We start from the raw sequence: 16,955 nt of genomic DNA on the forward strand, positions 1-16,955 counted from the left end.
GAGAGCCCCCACCCCAACCCTCCCCCGCAAGCGGGAGAGGGAGCGCACCGCCTTCGCGATGGCACCTCAGCCTAATCTGAAAAACGCTCGAGCGGGCTGCGCCCTATTTCTCGCCGACCTTGAACGGCTCTTCCTTGCCCGGCGGCACCGTCTCCTCCGCCATCGCCAGCAGCATTGCGACCATCACGTAATTGCCGGCGAGCGCGGTGAGATCGACGATCTGCTGATCGTTGAACACTTTCTTGGCCCGCGCATAGGTCTCGTCGGAGACCTTCTTGGTCGTGGTCAGCTCGGTGACGAAATCGTACACCACGGCCTCATCCCCGGCCATTTTCGACGGCCGGTTGCCGGCCTTCAGCTCGGCAATGACATCGGCCGACAAGCCGGCCTTGGCCGCGAGCGGCGCATGCGCGAACCACTCGACCTGCGAGCGCCACTGCCGGCCGATGATCAGGATCGCGAACTCGTTGAGCCTCGTCGGCACCGAGGTCTGCCAGCGCAGATAATAGAACAGATCATAGAGCCGCTGGCCGAGCACCGGGCTCCGGATCATCGGATTGTACGGCCCGCCGATGCCGACGCTCGACACCTTCATGATCGCCTCGCCGAGCGGCCGCTGCTGGTCGTTGAGCTGATCCATCGTGAGCTGCGGAAAGCGCGGCTCCTTGCTTGTGGCCGGCGCCGAGAACATTGTGGCCGCGAGCCAGCCGCCGGCCGCGGCCAGCGTGAGCGACGACAGCCAGACGGATGCTGATTGCATGGTTTCCTCCGATTTGCTTTTATCGGAGGATGCTAGTCGAGCCGCGCGGTACTCACCAGCCGCGGCGCACGCAGATCAGATCGTCACAGCGCGACGATATCGGTGAGGCATTGCTGCGTGACGCTCATCCGCGCATCGATCTGCGCCTGCGTTTTGCAGTCCATGTTCATCGCGAACACGGTGACCTCGCTGCCCTTCTCGGCCCAGCCGACCAGCCAGCCGAGCGAGCCGTGCTCCTTGTCGGTGAGGCCGGTCTTGGCGTGAATGACGGCGTCACCGGCTTTGGTGACGGGGAGGATGTCGCACACCAGCTGCTGGCTGCGCTTGCCGACCGGCAGCACGCCGCGCCGCAGCCGGTCGAGGAAATCGATCTGCTGTACCGGATCGATGCGCAGATTGCCCGTCACCCAGAACTGGTCAATGCCGCCGCCGATGTCGCGGTTGCCGTAGTCGATGACGTCGACATACTTCTTCATCCGCTCTTCGCCGATCCGTCGGGCGATCTCCTGAAACACCGGGAATGCCGACACCGCGATCGCCGAGCGCAGCGTGTGATCCTTGTTCCAGGCCTCGATGCTGCGCGTTGTGCCGTCCCACTTGAAGACGTCCTTGTCGGGATCCTGCACCACGCCGGTCTCGAGTGCGATCAGCGCGTTCGGAACCTTGAAGGTCGAAGCCGGCAATTTGCCCTCGCCCGAGCGAACCTTGTCGCTCGCGATGATCAGATAGTCGTCGACCTTGTAGCCGACGAAGGTGCCCTCGGTGCCGAGATCGAAGAACCGCTTCTGCAGATCCTCGCGAAACTCGCTGCGCTGGTACGACACATTGGCGAAGCTGCGCGACGGGAGGATGGTGGCGGCAGCAAACAGACCGAGCGCATGGCGGCGATGGATCACGAGGGGACCTGATCTGGTTCGGGTTGACGACGATGCTGATGCCATCGTGGTAAAAGGATGGCAATGAGACTCACTTGCTTGACGCGTTTTCTTCACGCGAACCGGTGCCCACTTCGCTTGAAAACGCTATCGCTAGCGCGCCCGCCCCGACATCCGCAGCACGAACACCAGCACCTCGGCAACGGCCTTGTAGAGCTCAGCCGGGATCTCGTCGCCGAGTTCGACATTGGAGAGCGCGCCGGCCAAGACCTCGTTCTCCTCGATCGGGATGTCGTTGGCCTTGGCGACCTCGATGATCTTGGCGCCGATAGCGCCCTTGCCCTTCGCCACCACGCGCGGCGCGCCGGCGTGGTCGTAGTGCAATGCGACCGCGAGCTGGTTCGGCGCCTCGCTCATGAAGCGCGATCCAGGAAATGGCCGGCGCGTGCGGGCGCCGGCTGCGGCGGGCTGCCGTCGCGGATCTCGATATCGCCGGGCGTAAGCTCGGCCCTGGTCAGCGCCTGGCTCAGTTCGGAAGCGCCGGCGCGCAATTGCGCGGCGGTCGAGGGACGCTCGGCCCACATCCGCACCGAGGTGCGCTCGCCGTTCAGCGAGACCAGCGCGTGCACCGGCCCGGCCGGCTCGACGTCGAGCGTGAAGCGCGCCCGCCACACCCGCTTGGCGGCTTCGACCTCATTGCCGCCGCCGTCGCGGGAAATCTCGAACTGCGCCATCGCCGTGCCCTGCTGGGTCAGGAACGGGATCTCGAAATTCCAGCGCGGCACCATGGCGTCGAGCTGCGGACGCGTGCCGTCGCTGCGGTCCGTCAGCGAGGCGATCTGCAGCAGCGTCTGCCGCGCCAATGCCGCGTCGGTGTTTTCCAAGAGGCGATGCGCGGCGGTCGAAAGCGGCGTGCCTGATGCAATCGACGGCTCCGCAACGGCCTGCGCGGACGGCAGCGCGCCGTGAAACGGCGGTGGCGGTGTGCTGCCGCGTGCGGGCACATCGCCGGGCAGCATCTCCCGCGGCGCGGCGCCCTGCCGTGCCGGGTTGCCGAGCTCGTGCAACGCTTCCTGAATGAGATTGAGCGCGCCGCCGGATGACGGGCCGGTATCGAGCGCGTCCGCGAGCGCGCCTGCAAGGCGGGTGGCGCCGCGGGTGAGATCCTCGGCAACCGGCACGCGCGCCTGCGGCAGCAAGATCTCCTGAACCTCGAGTTCGGGCATCGCTGGGGGCACAATGCTCGGCGCCGTGCCGGTGCTGGCGAGCGCCGGTTGCTGCAGCGGTGTGGAGGCAGGCCTTGCGGCATCGCCGACGCCGAGTGAGGTCAGCGCCTGGCGCAACACGATCAGCGCGGCTTTCAGATCCGGTGCACTGCCGCTCGCCGGCGCAACGCCCGCGGCGAGCGTCGCCTCCATCAGCACGCCGGATTTCTGGAAACCGGCCTTGACGGCATCGCCCCCCAAATTCTCGTTGAGGCCGGTCTGCTGCGCCAGCACCTGCGCGATCGCGGCCTGCAGCTTCGGCGGCAGATTGGCCGCGGCGACCGCCGTGAGATTGGCAAACAGCGGCGCCTGGCTGCCCTGCACGGCCGCGGCATGCTGAGCCGTCGCGGTGATGGTGATGCGCTCAAGCGGCGTCAACAAAGCCTTCGGCGCCGTGGCGACGGATTGCGGAGCGGCGGTGACGTTGGCCGCCGCCGGCGACAATTGCACGGCATCGCCCGTGTCGGCCCCCGGCCCGACCAGTTGCAGGCGGATGCCGTCATTGGTCTGCGAGACCGCGAGCTGCAGGTTCTGGCCCTGCTGCAGCGGCACCTCGGTCTGGACGTCGATCGACAGGCTCGCGATCGCGATCCGCACCAGATCGGCCGACAGCACCTTCAGCACCTGGGCATTGACGACGCTGCCGGCCTCGAGCGTGAGGTCCGGCGCAACACTGCCCGCCTCGTTCGAGGCAAGCACCGGCAGCACGGGATTGATGGCAAGTGCCATGTCGGAGGTCTCGGCCAGGCGGCAGGATCAAGCTGCAGGCTAGCCCGGCGCCGTAAACCCCTCGTTAACCGGCAGCCGGCCTGAACGCCCTCAGGACGCCGGCGGCGGCCTTGAAGTCGACCTGCCGGGCGGCGCGGCGGGCGGCGACCTCCTCGTCGACGCCCCATTTCTCGATGTTCCAGTCCTCGTCGACATGAGCAGCCGCCCAGATCTGGTCCTCGTCGCGGACGCCCTGGGCGAGCGCCAGCGCCAGCAGCGCCGAGCCGGTCAGCGTCGTCACCACATGGAGCGCTGCGACCGACCACGGATCGGTCGGGAACGCCGCACGCGCCGCCTTGATCGCGGGCTCGGGCTGGCCGACATGCATGACCCCTTCGGCCATCACGAAATGGGCGCCGAGCGCATCGGCGGCCCAGAACAGGATCGGATCCCAGTGTTGGGCCTCGCGCGCCACCAGCGCCTCGGGATGGCCGGCGCGATAGAACAGCAGGTCGCTGCCGAGGAATTTGGCCGCATCGTCGGCCACCTCGTCGACGCGACCGATCACCCCCTCGATCACACTGTTGGCCAGGCGCGTCAGCGGCATGGTCATGGGGTCGATGGTCTCGCCCTGTGCATTCCATTCCGCTGCGACGGCATCCGCAATGGCGCCGGTCGGCACCACGATCGGCTTGCCGGACGGCGAGCGGACCTGCTTGCCGTCGAGCGTAACCGAAAATCCGCCATCGGCCTCGGCCACGCCGGCGCTGGTGTAGAAGCGCTTTCGCTGGGGCGTGCGGATGTGACGCCGGACAGCCTCCTGCGGATCGAGCGGGGATTGTTCTGGGACATCGTCGAAGAGTTCGCGCATCGCGCCGGCCGGCTTTCGTTCGGGAGGATTTCCCTGCAAGATATGCCAGCGGCAACGGCAAATAAAGCTGATGGGACGCGGCAAATTCCTCGTGGGTTTTTCGCTGGTGGCGACGGTTTTCGGAGCCGCTGCAACCGAGGCCGGGTTCCGTACGCCGGAATCGCTGATCCGCAACGTCTACGCCCATTATGGGAAAGGCACCGCCGCGTTTTCCAACGGTTTGCCGCGCGACGATGAAACGGCCCGCCAATTCTTCGATTCCAGCCTGCGCGGCGCCTGGACCGCCCTGCACGACGCGCCGTACGATTTCCTGGTGCAGAGCCCAACCTGGCGGCTCGGCCCGATCTCGATCGCAATTCCGCGCCGGCAGTTCGACAGAACCGATGTGACGGTCACGTTCGACAATGAGGGCCGCGCAGTCACGCTCAACTTCATCGTCGTCAACGGTCCCGACGGCTGGGTGATTGCGGACGTCGAGAGCCCGCACGATTCGTTGCGGATGTTCCTGGCGCAGTTCAGGCGCTAATCTCGCTTGTCGGCGCGACGGCACATGACAGGATCGGCGACACCGAAAAAATATCTGACGTTTGCCTGCGCGTCCTGCTTCCTCCACAATTCAGTCGGGGAATGGCCCATCCGATTGATCGCTCAGCAAGTTTGAACATCTCGCGCGCGTTCCGCGTCGAAGTGCCGCAAGACACCGTCATCTGCGTGTTAAAAACCTGCCAGATTTCGGCAACAACGCGCGGCTAGCGTCCCGACACCAAACAGAAGCATTTGTCGACCATCGCGGTCGCAAGACGTGGACTGACGTCACGCGTGGCGTCCGTGCGCGCTTGCGCGCCTATGTCGACGTATTGGCAGGGCGGCGTGGCGCGACGACTTTCGACCGTTTGTTGTGCTATCGCCGCGGCTTGCCTCGGGCTTGCCGTGAGCGGCATGACGGCCTGGCTCGGCGCAACGGGCTTGCAGAATGCGCCGCGCACGCGGCAGGACGTTTGCGCGCGGCCGGAGCCCGGAAGCGCAATCGAGGAACCCGCCGAATTGCGCAGCCGCGATGGCGTGCTCGAAACCGACCTCAGTATCCACGATCAGAAGCTGCCGGATGGAACGAGCCGCTATTGCTATCTGACGCCGGACGGCAAGCCGTCGCCGACCTTGCGGCTGAAGCCGGGCGATCAGCTGGTCATCCATTTCAAGAACGACCTCGTCGACCTCGATACGGCAACACCCGCGATCGACCGCCCGCTCGCCGGCGCGCCGATCTGCGCGACGCGAAAGCAAGCCGATATTTGCGGGAGCGGCGCGATGACGCCGATCTCGACCAATCTGCACTTCCATGGACTGACGGTGCCGCCGGTCTGCCATCAGGATGATGTACTGAAAACCTCGATCCAGCCCGACGACGCGCCGTTCGAATACCGCCTGCGCATTCCGGATGACGCACCGCCCGGCCTCTATTGGTATCACCCGCATCTGCACGGCTTCAGCAAGACGCAGGTGCTCGGCGGCGCCTCGGGCGCCATCATCATCGAAGGCATCGAGCGCGCCGATCCACAGCTCGCTGGCCTCCCCGAGCGCGTGCTCGTGATCCGCGACCAGGATCTCGTCAATCCCGACGCGCCGCCGTCGAAATCCGAGCCGGTCATGACCAAGAGCCAGCTCGACAATGACGGCGACGTCGCCAACTCCGGCACCGGCTTCGGCAAGCCGTCGAAGGATCTCTCCGTCAACTTCGTGCCGGTGCCGTATCCGAACTATCCGCCGGCCCGGCTCACGATGAAACCCGGCGAGCGGCAGCTCTGGCGGGTGCTGAACGCGTCCGCGATCACCTATCTCAACCTCGCGCTGCTGGTCGGCCGCACACCACAGCGGATCGGGATCGTCGGGCTCGATGGGGTGCCGCTGCAATTCCAGGGCAGCCCCTCGCCGTCAGTGCAGTGGGTCAACCATCTCGGCCTGCCACCAGGCTCGCGCGCCGAATTCATCGTCGAGGGACCGCCGGCCGGCAGCTCGGCGTTACTGGTGACGCGCGCGGTCGACACCGGGCCTGCCGGCGAGAACGATCCCAACCGCGCGCTGGTGGCGATCACGTCTTCAGTCGATGCGAACGAACCGCGGGCCGCGTTGCCGGCTCGTGCCGAGCCGCTGCCGCGACCGGAGCGGCCCTGGGTCGGGACCGTGGCACCGGTGCGCGTCAGGAAGCTGTTCTTCTCGGAGCAGCCGGAGAACCCGAACGATCCAAACAGCCCGACCAAATTCTTCATGACGCTCGATGGAGAGACGCCGAAACCGTTCGATCCGCAATCGGACATTCCCGACATCACCGTGAGGCAGGGCGACGTCGAGGACTGGATCATCGAGAACCGCTCGATGGAGCTGCATGATTTCCACATCCATCAGCTGCACTTCCAGCTGCTCGACTGGTCCGGCGTCGCCGTCAACGAGCCGTTCCTACGCGATACCGTCAACGTCCCCTACTACAACGGTCGAATGCTGAAATATCCGAGTGTGCGCCTGCGCATGGATTTTCGCGATCCCAACATCGTCGGCACCTTCGTCTACCACTGCCACGTCCTCGAGCATGAGGATGGCGGCATGATGGGACGGATCAAGGTCGTGCCGCGGGACACTGCAAGTTCTACCAAGCCACTTAGTCTGCAAAAAGGAGAGCTTTAATGCGCGACAGGCACAAGTCACGTTGGCTGCAAGGTTGCCGCCTCACCCTCAGCGCACTTGCGCTGGGTCAGTTCACCGCCGGCCCGGTGCTTGCGGAGGATTGGAATCACCACGGTGGACACGAGACGCGGTCGCCGATCAAGCACGTGATCGTCATCATCGGCGAGAACCGCAGCTTCGACCATGTGTTCGCGACCTACGTGCCTGAACGGCGCGAGGAGAGCGTGTTCAACCTGCTCTCGCAGGGCATCGTCAAGCTCGACGGCAACAAGAACGCGATCCCCGGACCCAACTTCGAGAAGGCGCATCAGCAGGCAGCGACCGATACCGGCCTGAACGACGCGTTCCTGCTGAGCCCGCCGAAGCAGAACTTCCCCAAGGATCAGTTGCCGGCTCCGCTGGTCGGCGGCCCCAAGGTCTCCTACATCCCGAACAAATGCGGCAGTTCGCCGATCACGACCTGCGAGGCGTCGCTCGTGCTGGCGCAGCAGTCGGAATCCGGCCTGCCGTCCGAGTACTACCAGTTCCTGCTGTCCGGCGGCACCGGTCAGAGCTCACAGACCCCCGACCAGCGCATCACCAATGTCAGCGCGCTGCCGGCCGGTCCGTTCCAGCTCACCAACACCGATGCGATGCCCTACGATTCCTATTCGGCAAGCCCGGTGCATCGCTTCTACCAGATGTGGCAACAGCTCAACTGCAGCCACTCGGCGGCCAGCCGCGACAATCCGTCGGGCTGCGGCGCCAATCTGTTCGCCTGGGTCGAGGTCACCGTCGGCGCCGGCGCCAACGGTGCGGCACAGCCCTCCAACTTCTCCACGGACTATTCGCCGACGGCGACGACCACGGGCGAGGGTTCGACGGCGCTCGGCTTCTACAATGTGCAGAAGGGTGACGTGCCCTACTTCACCTCGCTCGCGCAGAAATATGCGATGAGCGACAACTTCCACCAGTCCGTCAACGGCGGCACCGGCGCCAACCACATCATGTTCGGCCATGCCGACATGCTCTACTTCAGCGACACCTACGGCAATGCCGCGGTGCCGCCGAACGGCACGCAGGTGTTCGGTGGCACGCCCGACGCCGGCATCGTGCATGAAATCGAGAATCCGAACCCGGCTTCCGGCACCAACAACTGGTACACCGAGGACGGCTACGGCGCCGGCGGCAATGGCGGCTTCCCGCCGCCCTTCCAGACGAGCCCGGTGTCCGGCGGCGGCTCCTACAGCGACTGCTCGGATCCGACCCAGCCCGGCGTCAAGCCGATCCTGGATTATCTTAAGGGGATCCACATCAACGCGAACTGCGAACCGGGCCACTACTATCTCTTGAACAACTACAATCCCGGTTACTTCGGCAACGGCAAGAACGCCTACACCGACACCAATCCGTCCAACACGCCGTTCACGATCCCGCCGTCGACCCGCAAGAGCATCGGCGACAGCTTGAACGAGCGGAACATCTCCTGGAAGTACTACGGCGACCAGTGGAACAACTACGTCAACGATCCCTACCAGCTCAACTGGGGCGTAGCCGGTCCGAACGCGGACGAGTACTGCAACATCTGCAACCCGTTCCAGTACGACACCTCGATCATGTCGCACCCGGACCAGGTCGCAGCCCATATCAAGGACTCGGTTGATCTCTACTCCGACCTCTCCAAGCACTCGTTGCCGGCGGTCTCCATCGTCAAGCCGAGCGGTTTCACCGACGGTCACCCGTCGTCCTCCAAGCTCAATCTGTTCGAAGGCTTCGCCAAGAAGATCGTCGACCAGGTCCAGGCCTCGGACTATGCGAAGGACACCGCGATCTTCATCACCTTCGACGAAGGCGGCGGCTACTTCGACTCCGGCTATGTGCAGCCGCTCGACTATTTCGGCGACGGCACCCGTATTCCGCTGATCGTGGTGTCGCCGTTCGCGCGGCGCGGCCACATCTCGCATGAATATGCCGATCACGTCTCGATCATCAAATTCATCGAGCGGAATTGGCGCCTGGAGCCGATCACGAACCGCAGCCGCGACAACTTCCCGAACCCGGTTGCGGCGCCCGGCAATCCCTATGTTCCGGTCAACAGCCCGGCGCTCAGCGATCTGTTCGACTTCTTCGACTTCGACGGCGGCGGCCATCATCATGGTGATGGCAACGACCAGGGCGGCAACTGGAACAACTGATCGCCGCACCTCGCGACACAACGATCCGCCGGCCCGAAAGGCCGGCGGATTTCATTTGTACCCAGCCGGATGTCCATAGCCTGCGCGAACCTGTAACGTGTCTTGTGACAGATCTCGTCTCCATGGAAATCCTGTTCAATGACATCAATCGCTTTCCGCCAGGCCCAAGCGGCCGACCTTCCGGCGATCATCGCGCTCCTCGCCAACGACGTCCTGGGGCAGCGGCGCGAAGATGCGAACTCGCCGCCGAACCCACGATATGTCGACGCTTTCAAAGCTATTCTCGCCGATCCCAACCAATTGCTGGTCGTGGCGACCCTGGACGACGAGGTGATCGGGACCCTTCAACTCACCTTCATGCCGGGACTGGCGCGCCTGGGCGCCTGGCGCGGGCAGATCGAGGCGGTCCGAATTGCCGAGACGCACCGCAGCTCGGGCGTCGGGCAGCAGATGTTCGAGTGGGCGATCGCGCAATGCAAAGCGAGAGGCTGTGATCTCGTGCAGCTCACGACCGACAAGGCGCGCCCCGACGCGCACCGCTTCTATGAGCGATTGGGATTCGTCGGCAGCCATCTCGGCTACAAGCTGATGCTTTGAGCTTGCCGCACCTTGCGGCGAGACCACGCGCGATCACAACACCTCGATGCGGCGCGGCCGAGCGTTGAGATGCGGCGCGGACTTTGGCAGTCTCGGTGAAGACCGGAACGACGCGGGAGCCGACAGCATGCGGCGCTTCATTCTTCCGACACCCTTGCTGGCCGTCATCTGGCTGCTGCTGCCGCTTCCCGCCCAGTCGGCGCCCTGCCTGCTCGTCACTTTGACCGGAACCATGAGCGGTCCCGCCTTGCGCAATGGCGTCGCGGGCGCCGGCACACTTGTGCGCTACGGAGACGACAGTGCCGATTGCGGTACGCTGAAGCTGCAGTTCGACGCAGGCCGCGGCACCGAACTACGGCTGTCGCAACTGAATGTCGATCCTGGCCAGATCGACGCCATCTTCCTCACGCATATGCACTCGGATCACACCGAGGGCCTCATCGACCTCCTGCTCGCGCGCTGGAACTGGAATTCCGGCGGGCCCGCGCTCGATGTGGTCTGCAGCAGCGATGCACCGTCCCCGCTCGGCTTCACCCTGAGCTGCGGCAAGTTTGTCGCGCATATCGGCGACGCCTTTATTCAGTCCGGCGAAATCGCGCAGCGGGTTTCAGAGGACAAGAGACGATTGGCAGGCGGACCGGCCGAGCTCGTACATCTCATCACATTCGAGCCAACGGACGAGCCACAGGTGATCTGGTCCAAGGGCGACGTCAGGGTCAGCGCGATCCGCTCGACCCACATCGCGGGCCATGCCTCCTATCGCGTCGACACGCCGGCCGGCAGCGTCGTGATCGGCGGCGACGCCAGCAATGACAGTGCCGCTCCGCCGCGTCCGGCGTCGACGTCGGCGCAAGTCGAGAAACTGGCACAGGGCGCCGACGTGATCGTGCACTCCACCATGCATCCGGTCATGGGTCCGGAACGCGACAGCGGCATGCCGCCGCCCGTGTTCTACCGCCAGAGCCTGGCGCCCGACCTTGGCGCCATGGCAAAGCGCGCGGGCGCCAGATACCTGATGCTGACCCACCTCGCGCCCCAGGTCGGGGCAACGCACCACGGCCCCTACAAGGTGCCCGGTGGCGCACTCACCGATGCGGATTATCGCGCCGCCGCCGAGGCAGGCGGGTTTGCCGGCACGACGATTGTCGGCTCGGATCTCACCACCTTGCGCCTTCCTGCCAAATAGACCGGCGCATCGCGACAATGAATGTCAGCCCTCGCGCTTCAGTCACGGGTTTTGGCACAGGACCGCGGCTATCTGTTGCGGTCGCCACCAAGAAGGTTCTTGTAGACCTTCCCATCTTTCATGATGACCAGGAAGTTCTTTGCCGGATCCTCGATCAGCTTGATGTTGTCGAGCGGATTGCCGTCGACCAGCAAAAGGTCGGCCAGCGCGCCTTCCTCCACCACGCCTAGCCTGCCTGGATATGGATTTCGAGGCCCGGACAGGTTGAGCAACTCGGCATTCGTCGATGTCGCCATCGCAAGCGTTTCGGCGGGCGTATACCATCGCGTGAGGGTCGTCAGCATGGCACCTTGCCGGTCAGCGAGCGCCTTCGAGAACAAGACATCGGTGCCGAATGCCGTCTTCAGCTTGTACTTCTTCGCGAAGCCATAGACCCTGTCGGTGCCGGCAATGACTTGGCGCAACTTGTCCTGCTCCGCAGGTCCAAGGGCGCTGGCGCCCGACGGATCGAGGAAGGGCTGAGTGCTCAGCCAAACTCCCTTGTCCGCCATCAGGCGGGCCGACGCGTCGTCCATCAGGTGACCGTGCTCGATAACCTTGACGCCCGCTGCGATCGATCGCTGGATCGCAACCGGCGTATAGGCGTGTACGGCGACGTAAGTGCCCCAGTTCTCGGCGGCCTCGACCGCCGCGCGCAGTTCCGGTTCGGTGAACGTTGACACATCGAGCGGACTGAACGGTGACGCCACCCCGCCGCCCGCCGTGAGCTTGACCTGCGTCGCACCTTGCATCAGCTGCTCGCGCGCGCGGACGCGGACTTCATCCGGGCTGTCCGCAACCATGGCGCCACCTATTCTCTCCATGCGGCTGAGCATGCCGCCGATCGTTCTGGGCAGATCGGACAGCTGCCGAAAGTCGCCATGGCCGCCGGTGATGGTGATCATCGCACCGGATGGGTAGATGCGCGGACCGACGACGAGCCCCTCGTCGATCGCCCGCTTAAGGGAAAACGCCGGTCCGCCCATATCGCGAACGGTGGTAAAGCCTCGCATGAGCGTGGCTGTTGCCTCCGCGGCAGCAAGAAGGTTGGTGTAGCCGATATCGCTGGCCATTGCGGACGCCGGCGTCGGGCGCACCAGCATCGCATGCCAATGGGCGTCGATCAGCCCGGGCATCAGCACCCGTCCGTCGCCAGTGATCACCTGGGCATCGGCCGTGATCGCCGCCGTCGAGATCTTCTCGATCTTGTTGTTCCGGACCAGCACATTGGACGGCCCGGAGAGCGCGCCATTCTTGCCATCAAAAATGCGGACGTTCTGGAACAGCACGCCGGCATCCTGCTGCGCTCGCGCCGGCGGCGAGCCAATGAGGCCCGCCCCAATCAACGCGACCAGTGCGGAAACACAGAGGCTTTTGCTCAAACCTGACATGTCCACTCTCCGCCGTTAGGGCATCGTTCGAGGTAGAGCATCCCGAGCAGAAGCTGCCACACGAATCCGCCCCAGCCCTCGGTCCAGAACGCGGGCCTCTTCGGGGCCGATCGCCTCGCACACCAGCGCGAACACGAATGGCTTCGATACACTCATGATCGAGAATTCGTGTTCGATATCGCCGGCGCCGTAGATGCGTCCGCTGGTGCCGGCCACGCAGACGCCGAACAATTCACTCGGCACCCTGGCCAGTGCCGGGTAAACCTGCGAATTGTTTCCATCGCTGTTCGACTTGAGATGAGCTTGCGACACCAGTTCCGGCACCATCTCGGCATCGGGCAAGTGCCCCGTCGAGATGTAAGGCCGCTCCGCTTGTTCCGCGATCGAAGGCGGCCACATCGGCTCCTCCTTCCCGATTTCGACCTTACTGTTTCAAGTCGTCTAGTCGGCAACCAGAAGTAGGCGCTCAAAAAATCACGGAGTCAACGATCCGCTCTCACGGCGTTTTGTCATGCGACGAAATCAAAGTGATCCGTTGGGATAGCCAAACGGATTTGCACGTTTGACCGCTTTGAACCGGTTCTCCGCGAGTCAACACTGCGTTTGATCTGCGAGTTCCCCGGCCGGCTATCACGGCTTCTGATAGATCACGTGACCAGCACGGATCGTGGTGCTCACCTTCGCAAGATTGGCGACGTCGCTGAGCGGATCGCCGTCGAGCACCACGAGATCGGCGTCGAAGCCTTGCTCCACCTTGCCCTTCTTCGCGGCCTTGAAGAACCGCGCTGGATTGGTGGTCAGCGAGGCCAGCACCTGGCGCTCCGATAGCACGCGGTGCATCAGCTGGAATTCCTGCGTGGTGTCGTACAGCGTGGTGAAGCCGACATCGGTGCCGAACAGCACCGTGCCGCCATTCTCCGAGAACTGCTTGAGCTGGTTGACGGTCGCGGCCACCAGACGGTTGGTGACGTTGGGGTCGAGAACCACCGTCGTGAACAACGACAGCGTCGGGATCAGCGCCGTCCCCTGCGCCTTGAACCGCGCCAGCTGGTCATCGGTGTAGCTCCGCTCGCTGGGCGTGGTGTGCGCGAGCACGTCGACGTCGGCTGCGATCACCGTCTCGACGCCGATCTTGTTCTGCGGATGCGCGAACACCGGCCTGCCCTGCGCATGCGCGACATCGACGGCCGCCTTGGCGATCGCGGGATCCATGTTGATGACGGGCTTGTCGCCCATGAACGCGCCGGTGAACAGCTTGATGCCGTCCTCGCCCATCGCGAGCCAATCGCGCGCCCACTTCGCCGCCTCCTCCGGCGTCGCGGCTTCGGGAAGCTGAATTTCGGGCGGCAGGTAGACGGGATGCCCGCCCTTGGGAAACACGTTGCCGGCGAGCAGGATGGTGGGACCGGCGACCTCACCTGATGCGATGCGCTTGCGCAGCGGCAGCGTGTTGCGTGGATCGGAGCCGAGATCCCAGACCGTGGTAAAACCCCATCGCGTCAACATCTCCTGCATGTGCTGCGTCAACGGTGCGGCCGGCGCCTCGCCGGCGTTGTGCCAGACATGTTCCGTGAAATGCACGTGGCTGTTCCAGAACCCGGCAACAACAGTCTTGCCGCTGCAGTCGATCAGCCGCGCATCCGAGGGCAACTTGACGTCGCCGGACTTGCCGACGGCACTGATGACGCCGTCCGTGATCACGATCGCCGCATCCGGCAGCGCGGCCGCATCGGCCGATGCGTAGAGCGTGCCGCCGCGGAGCACCACGGTCTCGGCATGTGCCGCCGTAGAGGCGACAGCCGAGCCAATAAGAAAAAGCGCGACGCGTAACCAGGTCCCGGTCATGGACAGCCTCTTTGATGGTTGCGTGCCGGCGGTGCCCGGCGCGCGACAACATAGCCGCGGCGCACTGAGCCGCTTTGATCGTTCTTGCTGTCCGCGACGGATATCGGGAGGCGGCGTCCGCCGTCACTCCTCGGGTGCGTTCTCGATCGGGTCGAACCGATCGGCCTCGAGCCCGAGCAGATTCCAGGACTGCAGCATGTGCGGTGGCAGCGGCGCGGTCGCATCGATCACGCCGCCGCGCGGGTGCGGAATCACGATGCGGCGGGCGAGCAGATGCAGCCGGTTCTGCAGGCCGCCCGGCAGCTGCCAGTTTTCCTTGTTGAAGTATTTGGGATCGCCGACGATCGCGTGATCGATATGCGCCATGTGGGCGCGCAATTGATGGGTGCGGCCGGTCACCGGCTTGAGCGACACCCAGGCGAGCTTCGTCGCCGAGGTCTCGACCACGGCATAGTAGGTCACGGCGTGGCTGGCGCCCTCGTCGCCATGCGCCGCGATCCGCATGATGCTGTCCTCCTCGCTCTCCTCCTTGGCGAGATAGGTCGAGATGCGGCCCTGCTTCGGCTTCGGCACGCCGGCCACCAGCGCCCAATAGATCTTGCGCGCGGAGCGATGCCGGAACGAGCCGGTCAGAGCGGTCGCGGCGAAACGCGTCTTGGCGATCAGGAGGCAGCCCGAGGTCTCGCGGTCGAGCCGATGCACCAGCCGCGGCTTCTGGCCCTTGGCGTCGCGCATCACCTCCAGCATGTCGTCGACATTGCGCGTGATGCCGGAGCCGCCCTGAACCGCCAGACCTGCGGGCTTGTTCAGCACCATCACGTCGGCGTCCTCGAACAGGGTCATGTCCTTGAGGTCCTGGAGGGTCTTCCTGGCCGCTTCAGAGAGGCTCGCGGCCGCCTTCGGCGTATCGAGCCGCAGCGGCGGAATGCGCACGCTCTGCCCTTCTTCCAGCCGGTCCTTGCTGTCCGCACGCTTGCCGTTGACGCGCAACTCGCCCTTCCGAACGATGCGCTGGATGTGGGAAAACGACAGGCCGGGGAAACGCGCCTCAAGAAAACGGTCGACGCGCATGTTGTCCTCGTCCGCCGTCACCACCACGGTCTGCACCTTGGTCGGCAACGGCGGCGGCTCGGCGACGCTCTTCTCCGGCTCGGGCACGAATGGCTTGGGCACCCGCTGCTTGTCGCCAAGGCGCACCGCCGGCTTGCCGCCCGCACGATGGGCCGGCCCCCGCTCGGCTGCCGGGCCGCGATGGGGACGCGCGCCTTTGGCGCGATCACTCGCTGGGCGGAGAGGTCTCTTGACGCGGCGGCTCATGGGGTTGCAACTCCGAAGTTAAGCCCGTGGGTAGCGCAAATGCCGCGAATCGTCACGGCGAAATCGGTACAAATCCCGCGCAACATCGGCCATGTTCGGCCGTACACGGCGATCGAGGGGGGCCTGGAATGAGACTGGCAGTATCGGCTTTGGCGACGGCCCTGATGATGTCAGGCCCGGCGCTGGCCCAGCAAAGCTCGATGCCGCAAGCCGCTATGCCGGAAGATCTGGCCTGGAAGCTCCTGGAACTGGGCCGCGTCGTCGACCCGCTGAAGACGGCCGCGCTCTACGCGCCACTACAGCAGAAGGAGCCCTACCAGGGCGTCAAGGTCGAGCGCGACGTCAAGTACGGCCCTGCCGACCGCCATTTGCTCGACGTCTTCACGCCGGACCCAGCGGCGGCGGCGCCACAACCGGTGCTGATCTACATCCATGGCGGCGGCTTCATTGCCGGCAGCAAGCGCAACCCCGGCAGCCCGTTCTACGACAACGTCATGCTGTGGGCCGCCAGGAGCGGCTTTGTCGGCGTCAATGCCACCTACCGCCTGGCGCCGGCCTTTCCGTGGCCGGCAGGCGCCGAAGACATGGGCGCGATCGTGCAGTGGGTCGCGGAGAACGTCGCTACCCGCGGCGGCGACCCCGGACGCATCTTCCTGATGGGCCAGTCGGCCGGCGCGGTCCATGTCGCGAGCTATGTCTCGCACGGCGAATTCCACAGAGTGAAGGGCGGCGGCCTCGCCGGCGCGATCATGGTGTCGGGCATCTACGATCTGACGGCTTCGCCGGCCGGCGATGCCGAGCTCGCCTATTACGGCTCCGATCCCTCGCGCTACGCCGAGCGCTCCTCGTTGCAAGGTCTGCTCGCCAGCCCGATCCCGTTCCTGATCACCGCGGCCGAACTCGACCCGCCGCGCTTCGTCGAGCAGTTCGAGCTGTTGAAACAGGCCAGCTGCAAGCGGCCGAGCGGCTGCGCCCGCAGCTTCATGCTGCCGCAGCACAGCCATATGTCCGAGGTCTATGCGATCAACACCCCGGACACGCGGCTGACCAACGAGGTCCTGGAGTTCGTGAAGAGCCTCAAGTGACGCGCTAGAGTACTATGAAGTTATGGGCCGTCGCAGCGGGCGCTGCCAAAATATCGAAAACAACCCCATGCAAAGTAGCGGCAGCGGCCGGCGTTCGACCAAACAACTTGACACGTCGGGCAACTCAGAGATACATTTCTAATATTCCGAATTCGCGCAAGTG

15 protein-coding genes are annotated in these 16,955 nt (G+C 64.9%); 6 read left to right on the forward strand and 9 right to left on the reverse strand.

Going from position 1 to position 16,955, the window contains the following annotated elements; genetic code table 11:
• Window positions 1-103: 103 nt before the first annotated feature.
• The 5 genes from Q0030_RS35830 to Q0030_RS35850 all read right to left on the reverse strand — a co-directional run bounded on the left by Q0030_RS35830 (window position 104) and on the right by Q0030_RS35850 (window position 4,479).
• The gene (locus tag Q0030_RS35830; protein WP_298378357.1) at window positions 104-760 is read right to left on the reverse strand and encodes a carboxymuconolactone decarboxylase family protein; all 657 of its coding nucleotides are present in this window, start codon (window positions 758-760) and stop codon (window positions 104-106) included.
• Between the two features lie 83 nt (window positions 761-843).
• Window positions 844-1,656, reverse strand: coding sequence for a class D beta-lactamase (gene blaOXA, locus Q0030_RS35835; protein WP_298378360.1), 813 nt, complete (start codon window positions 1,654-1,656; stop codon window positions 844-846).
• A gap of 132 nt (window positions 1,657-1,788) precedes the next feature.
• On the reverse strand, window positions 1,789-2,052 hold the full coding sequence (locus Q0030_RS35840; RefSeq protein ID WP_298378362.1) for an EscU/YscU/HrcU family type III secretion system export apparatus switch protein: 264 nt from the start codon (window positions 2,050-2,052) through the stop codon (window positions 1,789-1,791).
• Window positions 2,049-3,629, reverse strand: coding sequence for a flagellar hook-length control protein FliK (locus Q0030_RS35845; RefSeq protein WP_298378365.1), 1,581 nt, complete (start codon window positions 3,627-3,629; stop codon window positions 2,049-2,051). Before Q0030_RS35845 ends, Q0030_RS35840 begins: the two co-directional genes overlap by 4 nt.
• A gap of 64 nt (window positions 3,630-3,693) precedes the next feature.
• Window positions 3,694-4,479 carry an ATP12 family protein gene (locus tag Q0030_RS35850; RefSeq protein ID WP_298378368.1) on the reverse strand — a complete coding sequence of 262 codons (786 nt, stop codon included), beginning with the start codon at window positions 4,477-4,479 and terminating at the stop codon, window positions 3,694-3,696.
• A 70-nt stretch (window positions 4,480-4,549) separates the two neighbouring features.
• Between Q0030_RS35850 and Q0030_RS35855 the strand changes: the two genes are divergently transcribed.
• From Q0030_RS35855 to Q0030_RS35875, 5 genes are all read left to right on the forward strand, one after another.
• Complete coding sequence (locus tag Q0030_RS35855) at window positions 4,550-5,005, forward strand: hypothetical protein (RefSeq protein WP_298378370.1); 456 nt, start codon at window positions 4,550-4,552, stop codon at window positions 5,003-5,005.
• Between the two features lie 413 nt (window positions 5,006-5,418).
• Window positions 5,419-7,158 (forward strand): multicopper oxidase domain-containing protein, encoded by a 1,740-nt coding sequence (locus tag Q0030_RS35860; RefSeq protein WP_298378478.1) that lies wholly within the window; start codon window positions 5,419-5,421, stop codon window positions 7,156-7,158.
• Window positions 7,158-9,332, forward strand: coding sequence for an alkaline phosphatase family protein (locus Q0030_RS35865; protein WP_298378373.1), 2,175 nt, complete (start codon window positions 7,158-7,160; stop codon window positions 9,330-9,332). Before Q0030_RS35860 ends, Q0030_RS35865 begins: the two co-directional genes overlap by 1 nt.
• A 138-nt stretch (window positions 9,333-9,470) precedes the next feature.
• Entirely contained in the window at window positions 9,471-9,929 is a 459-nt protein-coding gene (locus Q0030_RS35870) for a GNAT family N-acetyltransferase (RefSeq protein WP_298378376.1), read from the forward strand.
• Between the two features lie 127 nt (window positions 9,930-10,056).
• A complete protein-coding gene (locus Q0030_RS35875; RefSeq protein ID WP_298378379.1) occupies window positions 10,057-11,115 on the forward strand; it encodes an MBL fold metallo-hydrolase in 1,059 nt (352 codons plus the stop codon).
• A gap of 68 nt (window positions 11,116-11,183) precedes the next feature.
• On the opposite strand, the gene Q0030_RS35880 is transcribed toward Q0030_RS35875, so the two are convergent.
• The 4 genes from Q0030_RS35880 to Q0030_RS35895 form a co-directional block, all read right to left on the reverse strand.
• Window positions 11,184-12,545: an amidohydrolase family protein gene (locus tag Q0030_RS35880; RefSeq protein WP_298378481.1), complete on the reverse strand. Its 1,362-nt coding sequence runs from the start codon at window positions 12,543-12,545 to the stop codon at window positions 11,184-11,186.
• Between the two features lie 15 nt (window positions 12,546-12,560).
• On the reverse strand, window positions 12,561-12,944 hold the full coding sequence (locus Q0030_RS35885; protein ID WP_298378382.1) for a glutaminase: 384 nt from the start codon (window positions 12,942-12,944) through the stop codon (window positions 12,561-12,563).
• Between the two features lie 231 nt (window positions 12,945-13,175).
• Complete coding sequence (locus tag Q0030_RS35890; protein WP_298378384.1) at window positions 13,176-14,390, reverse strand: amidohydrolase family protein; 1,215 nt, start codon at window positions 14,388-14,390, stop codon at window positions 13,176-13,178.
• Window positions 14,391-14,513: 123 nt separating this feature from the next.
• Entirely contained in the window at window positions 14,514-15,707 is a 1,194-nt protein-coding gene (locus Q0030_RS35895) for an RluA family pseudouridine synthase (RefSeq protein WP_298378387.1), read from the reverse strand.
• A 128-nt stretch (window positions 15,708-15,835) separates the two neighbouring features.
• Here Q0030_RS35895 and Q0030_RS35900 point away from each other — a divergent pair, with 128 nt between their 5' ends.
• Complete coding sequence (locus Q0030_RS35900; protein ID WP_298378390.1) at window positions 15,836-16,792, forward strand: alpha/beta hydrolase; 957 nt, start codon at window positions 15,836-15,838, stop codon at window positions 16,790-16,792.
• Window positions 16,793-16,955: the final 163 nt, after the last annotated feature.

It is taken from the genome of uncultured Bradyrhizobium sp. (genome assembly GCF_947648125.1).
Lineage (GTDB): Bacteria > Pseudomonadota > Alphaproteobacteria > Rhizobiales > Xanthobacteraceae > Bradyrhizobium.

Bases quoted from the DNA above. Each gene is read 5' to 3' on its own strand.
- Q0030_RS35860 (WP_298378478.1), top strand. From the start codon at position 5,419: ATGACGGCCTGGCTCGGCGCAACGGGCTTGCAGAATGCGCCGCGCACG.
- Q0030_RS35890 (WP_298378384.1), bottom strand. From the start codon at position 14,390: ATGACCGGGACCTGGTTACGCGTCGCGCTTTTTCTTATTGGCTCGGCT.
- Q0030_RS35900 (WP_298378390.1), top strand. From the start codon at position 15,836: ATGAGACTGGCAGTATCGGCTTTGGCGACGGCCCTGATGATGTCAGGC.
- Q0030_RS35855 (WP_298378370.1), top strand. From the start codon at position 4,550: ATGGGACGCGGCAAATTCCTCGTGGGTTTTTCGCTGGTGGCGACGGTT.
- Q0030_RS35880 (WP_298378481.1), bottom strand. From the start codon at position 12,545: ATGTCAGGTTTGAGCAAAAGCCTCTGTGTTTCCGCACTGGTCGCGTTG.
- Q0030_RS35870 (WP_298378376.1), top strand. From the start codon at position 9,471: ATGACATCAATCGCTTTCCGCCAGGCCCAAGCGGCCGACCTTCCGGCG.
- Q0030_RS35830 (WP_298378357.1), bottom strand. From the start codon at position 760: ATGCAATCAGCATCCGTCTGGCTGTCGTCGCTCACGCTGGCCGCGGCC.
- Q0030_RS35845 (WP_298378365.1), bottom strand. From the start codon at position 3,629: ATGGCACTTGCCATCAATCCCGTGCTGCCGGTGCTTGCCTCGAACGAG.
- Q0030_RS35875 (WP_298378379.1), top strand. From the start codon at position 10,057: ATGCGGCGCTTCATTCTTCCGACACCCTTGCTGGCCGTCATCTGGCTG.
- Q0030_RS35840 (WP_298378362.1), bottom strand. From the start codon at position 2,052: ATGAGCGAGGCGCCGAACCAGCTCGCGGTCGCATTGCACTACGACCAC.
- Q0030_RS35850 (WP_298378368.1), bottom strand. From the start codon at position 4,479: ATGCGCGAACTCTTCGACGATGTCCCAGAACAATCCCCGCTCGATCCG.
- Q0030_RS35885 (WP_298378382.1), bottom strand. From the start codon at position 12,944: ATGTGGCCGCCTTCGATCGCGGAACAAGCGGAGCGGCCTTACATCTCG.
- Q0030_RS35865 (WP_298378373.1), top strand. From the start codon at position 7,158: ATGCGCGACAGGCACAAGTCACGTTGGCTGCAAGGTTGCCGCCTCACC.
- Q0030_RS35895 (WP_298378387.1), bottom strand. From the start codon at position 15,707: ATGAGCCGCCGCGTCAAGAGACCTCTCCGCCCAGCGAGTGATCGCGCC.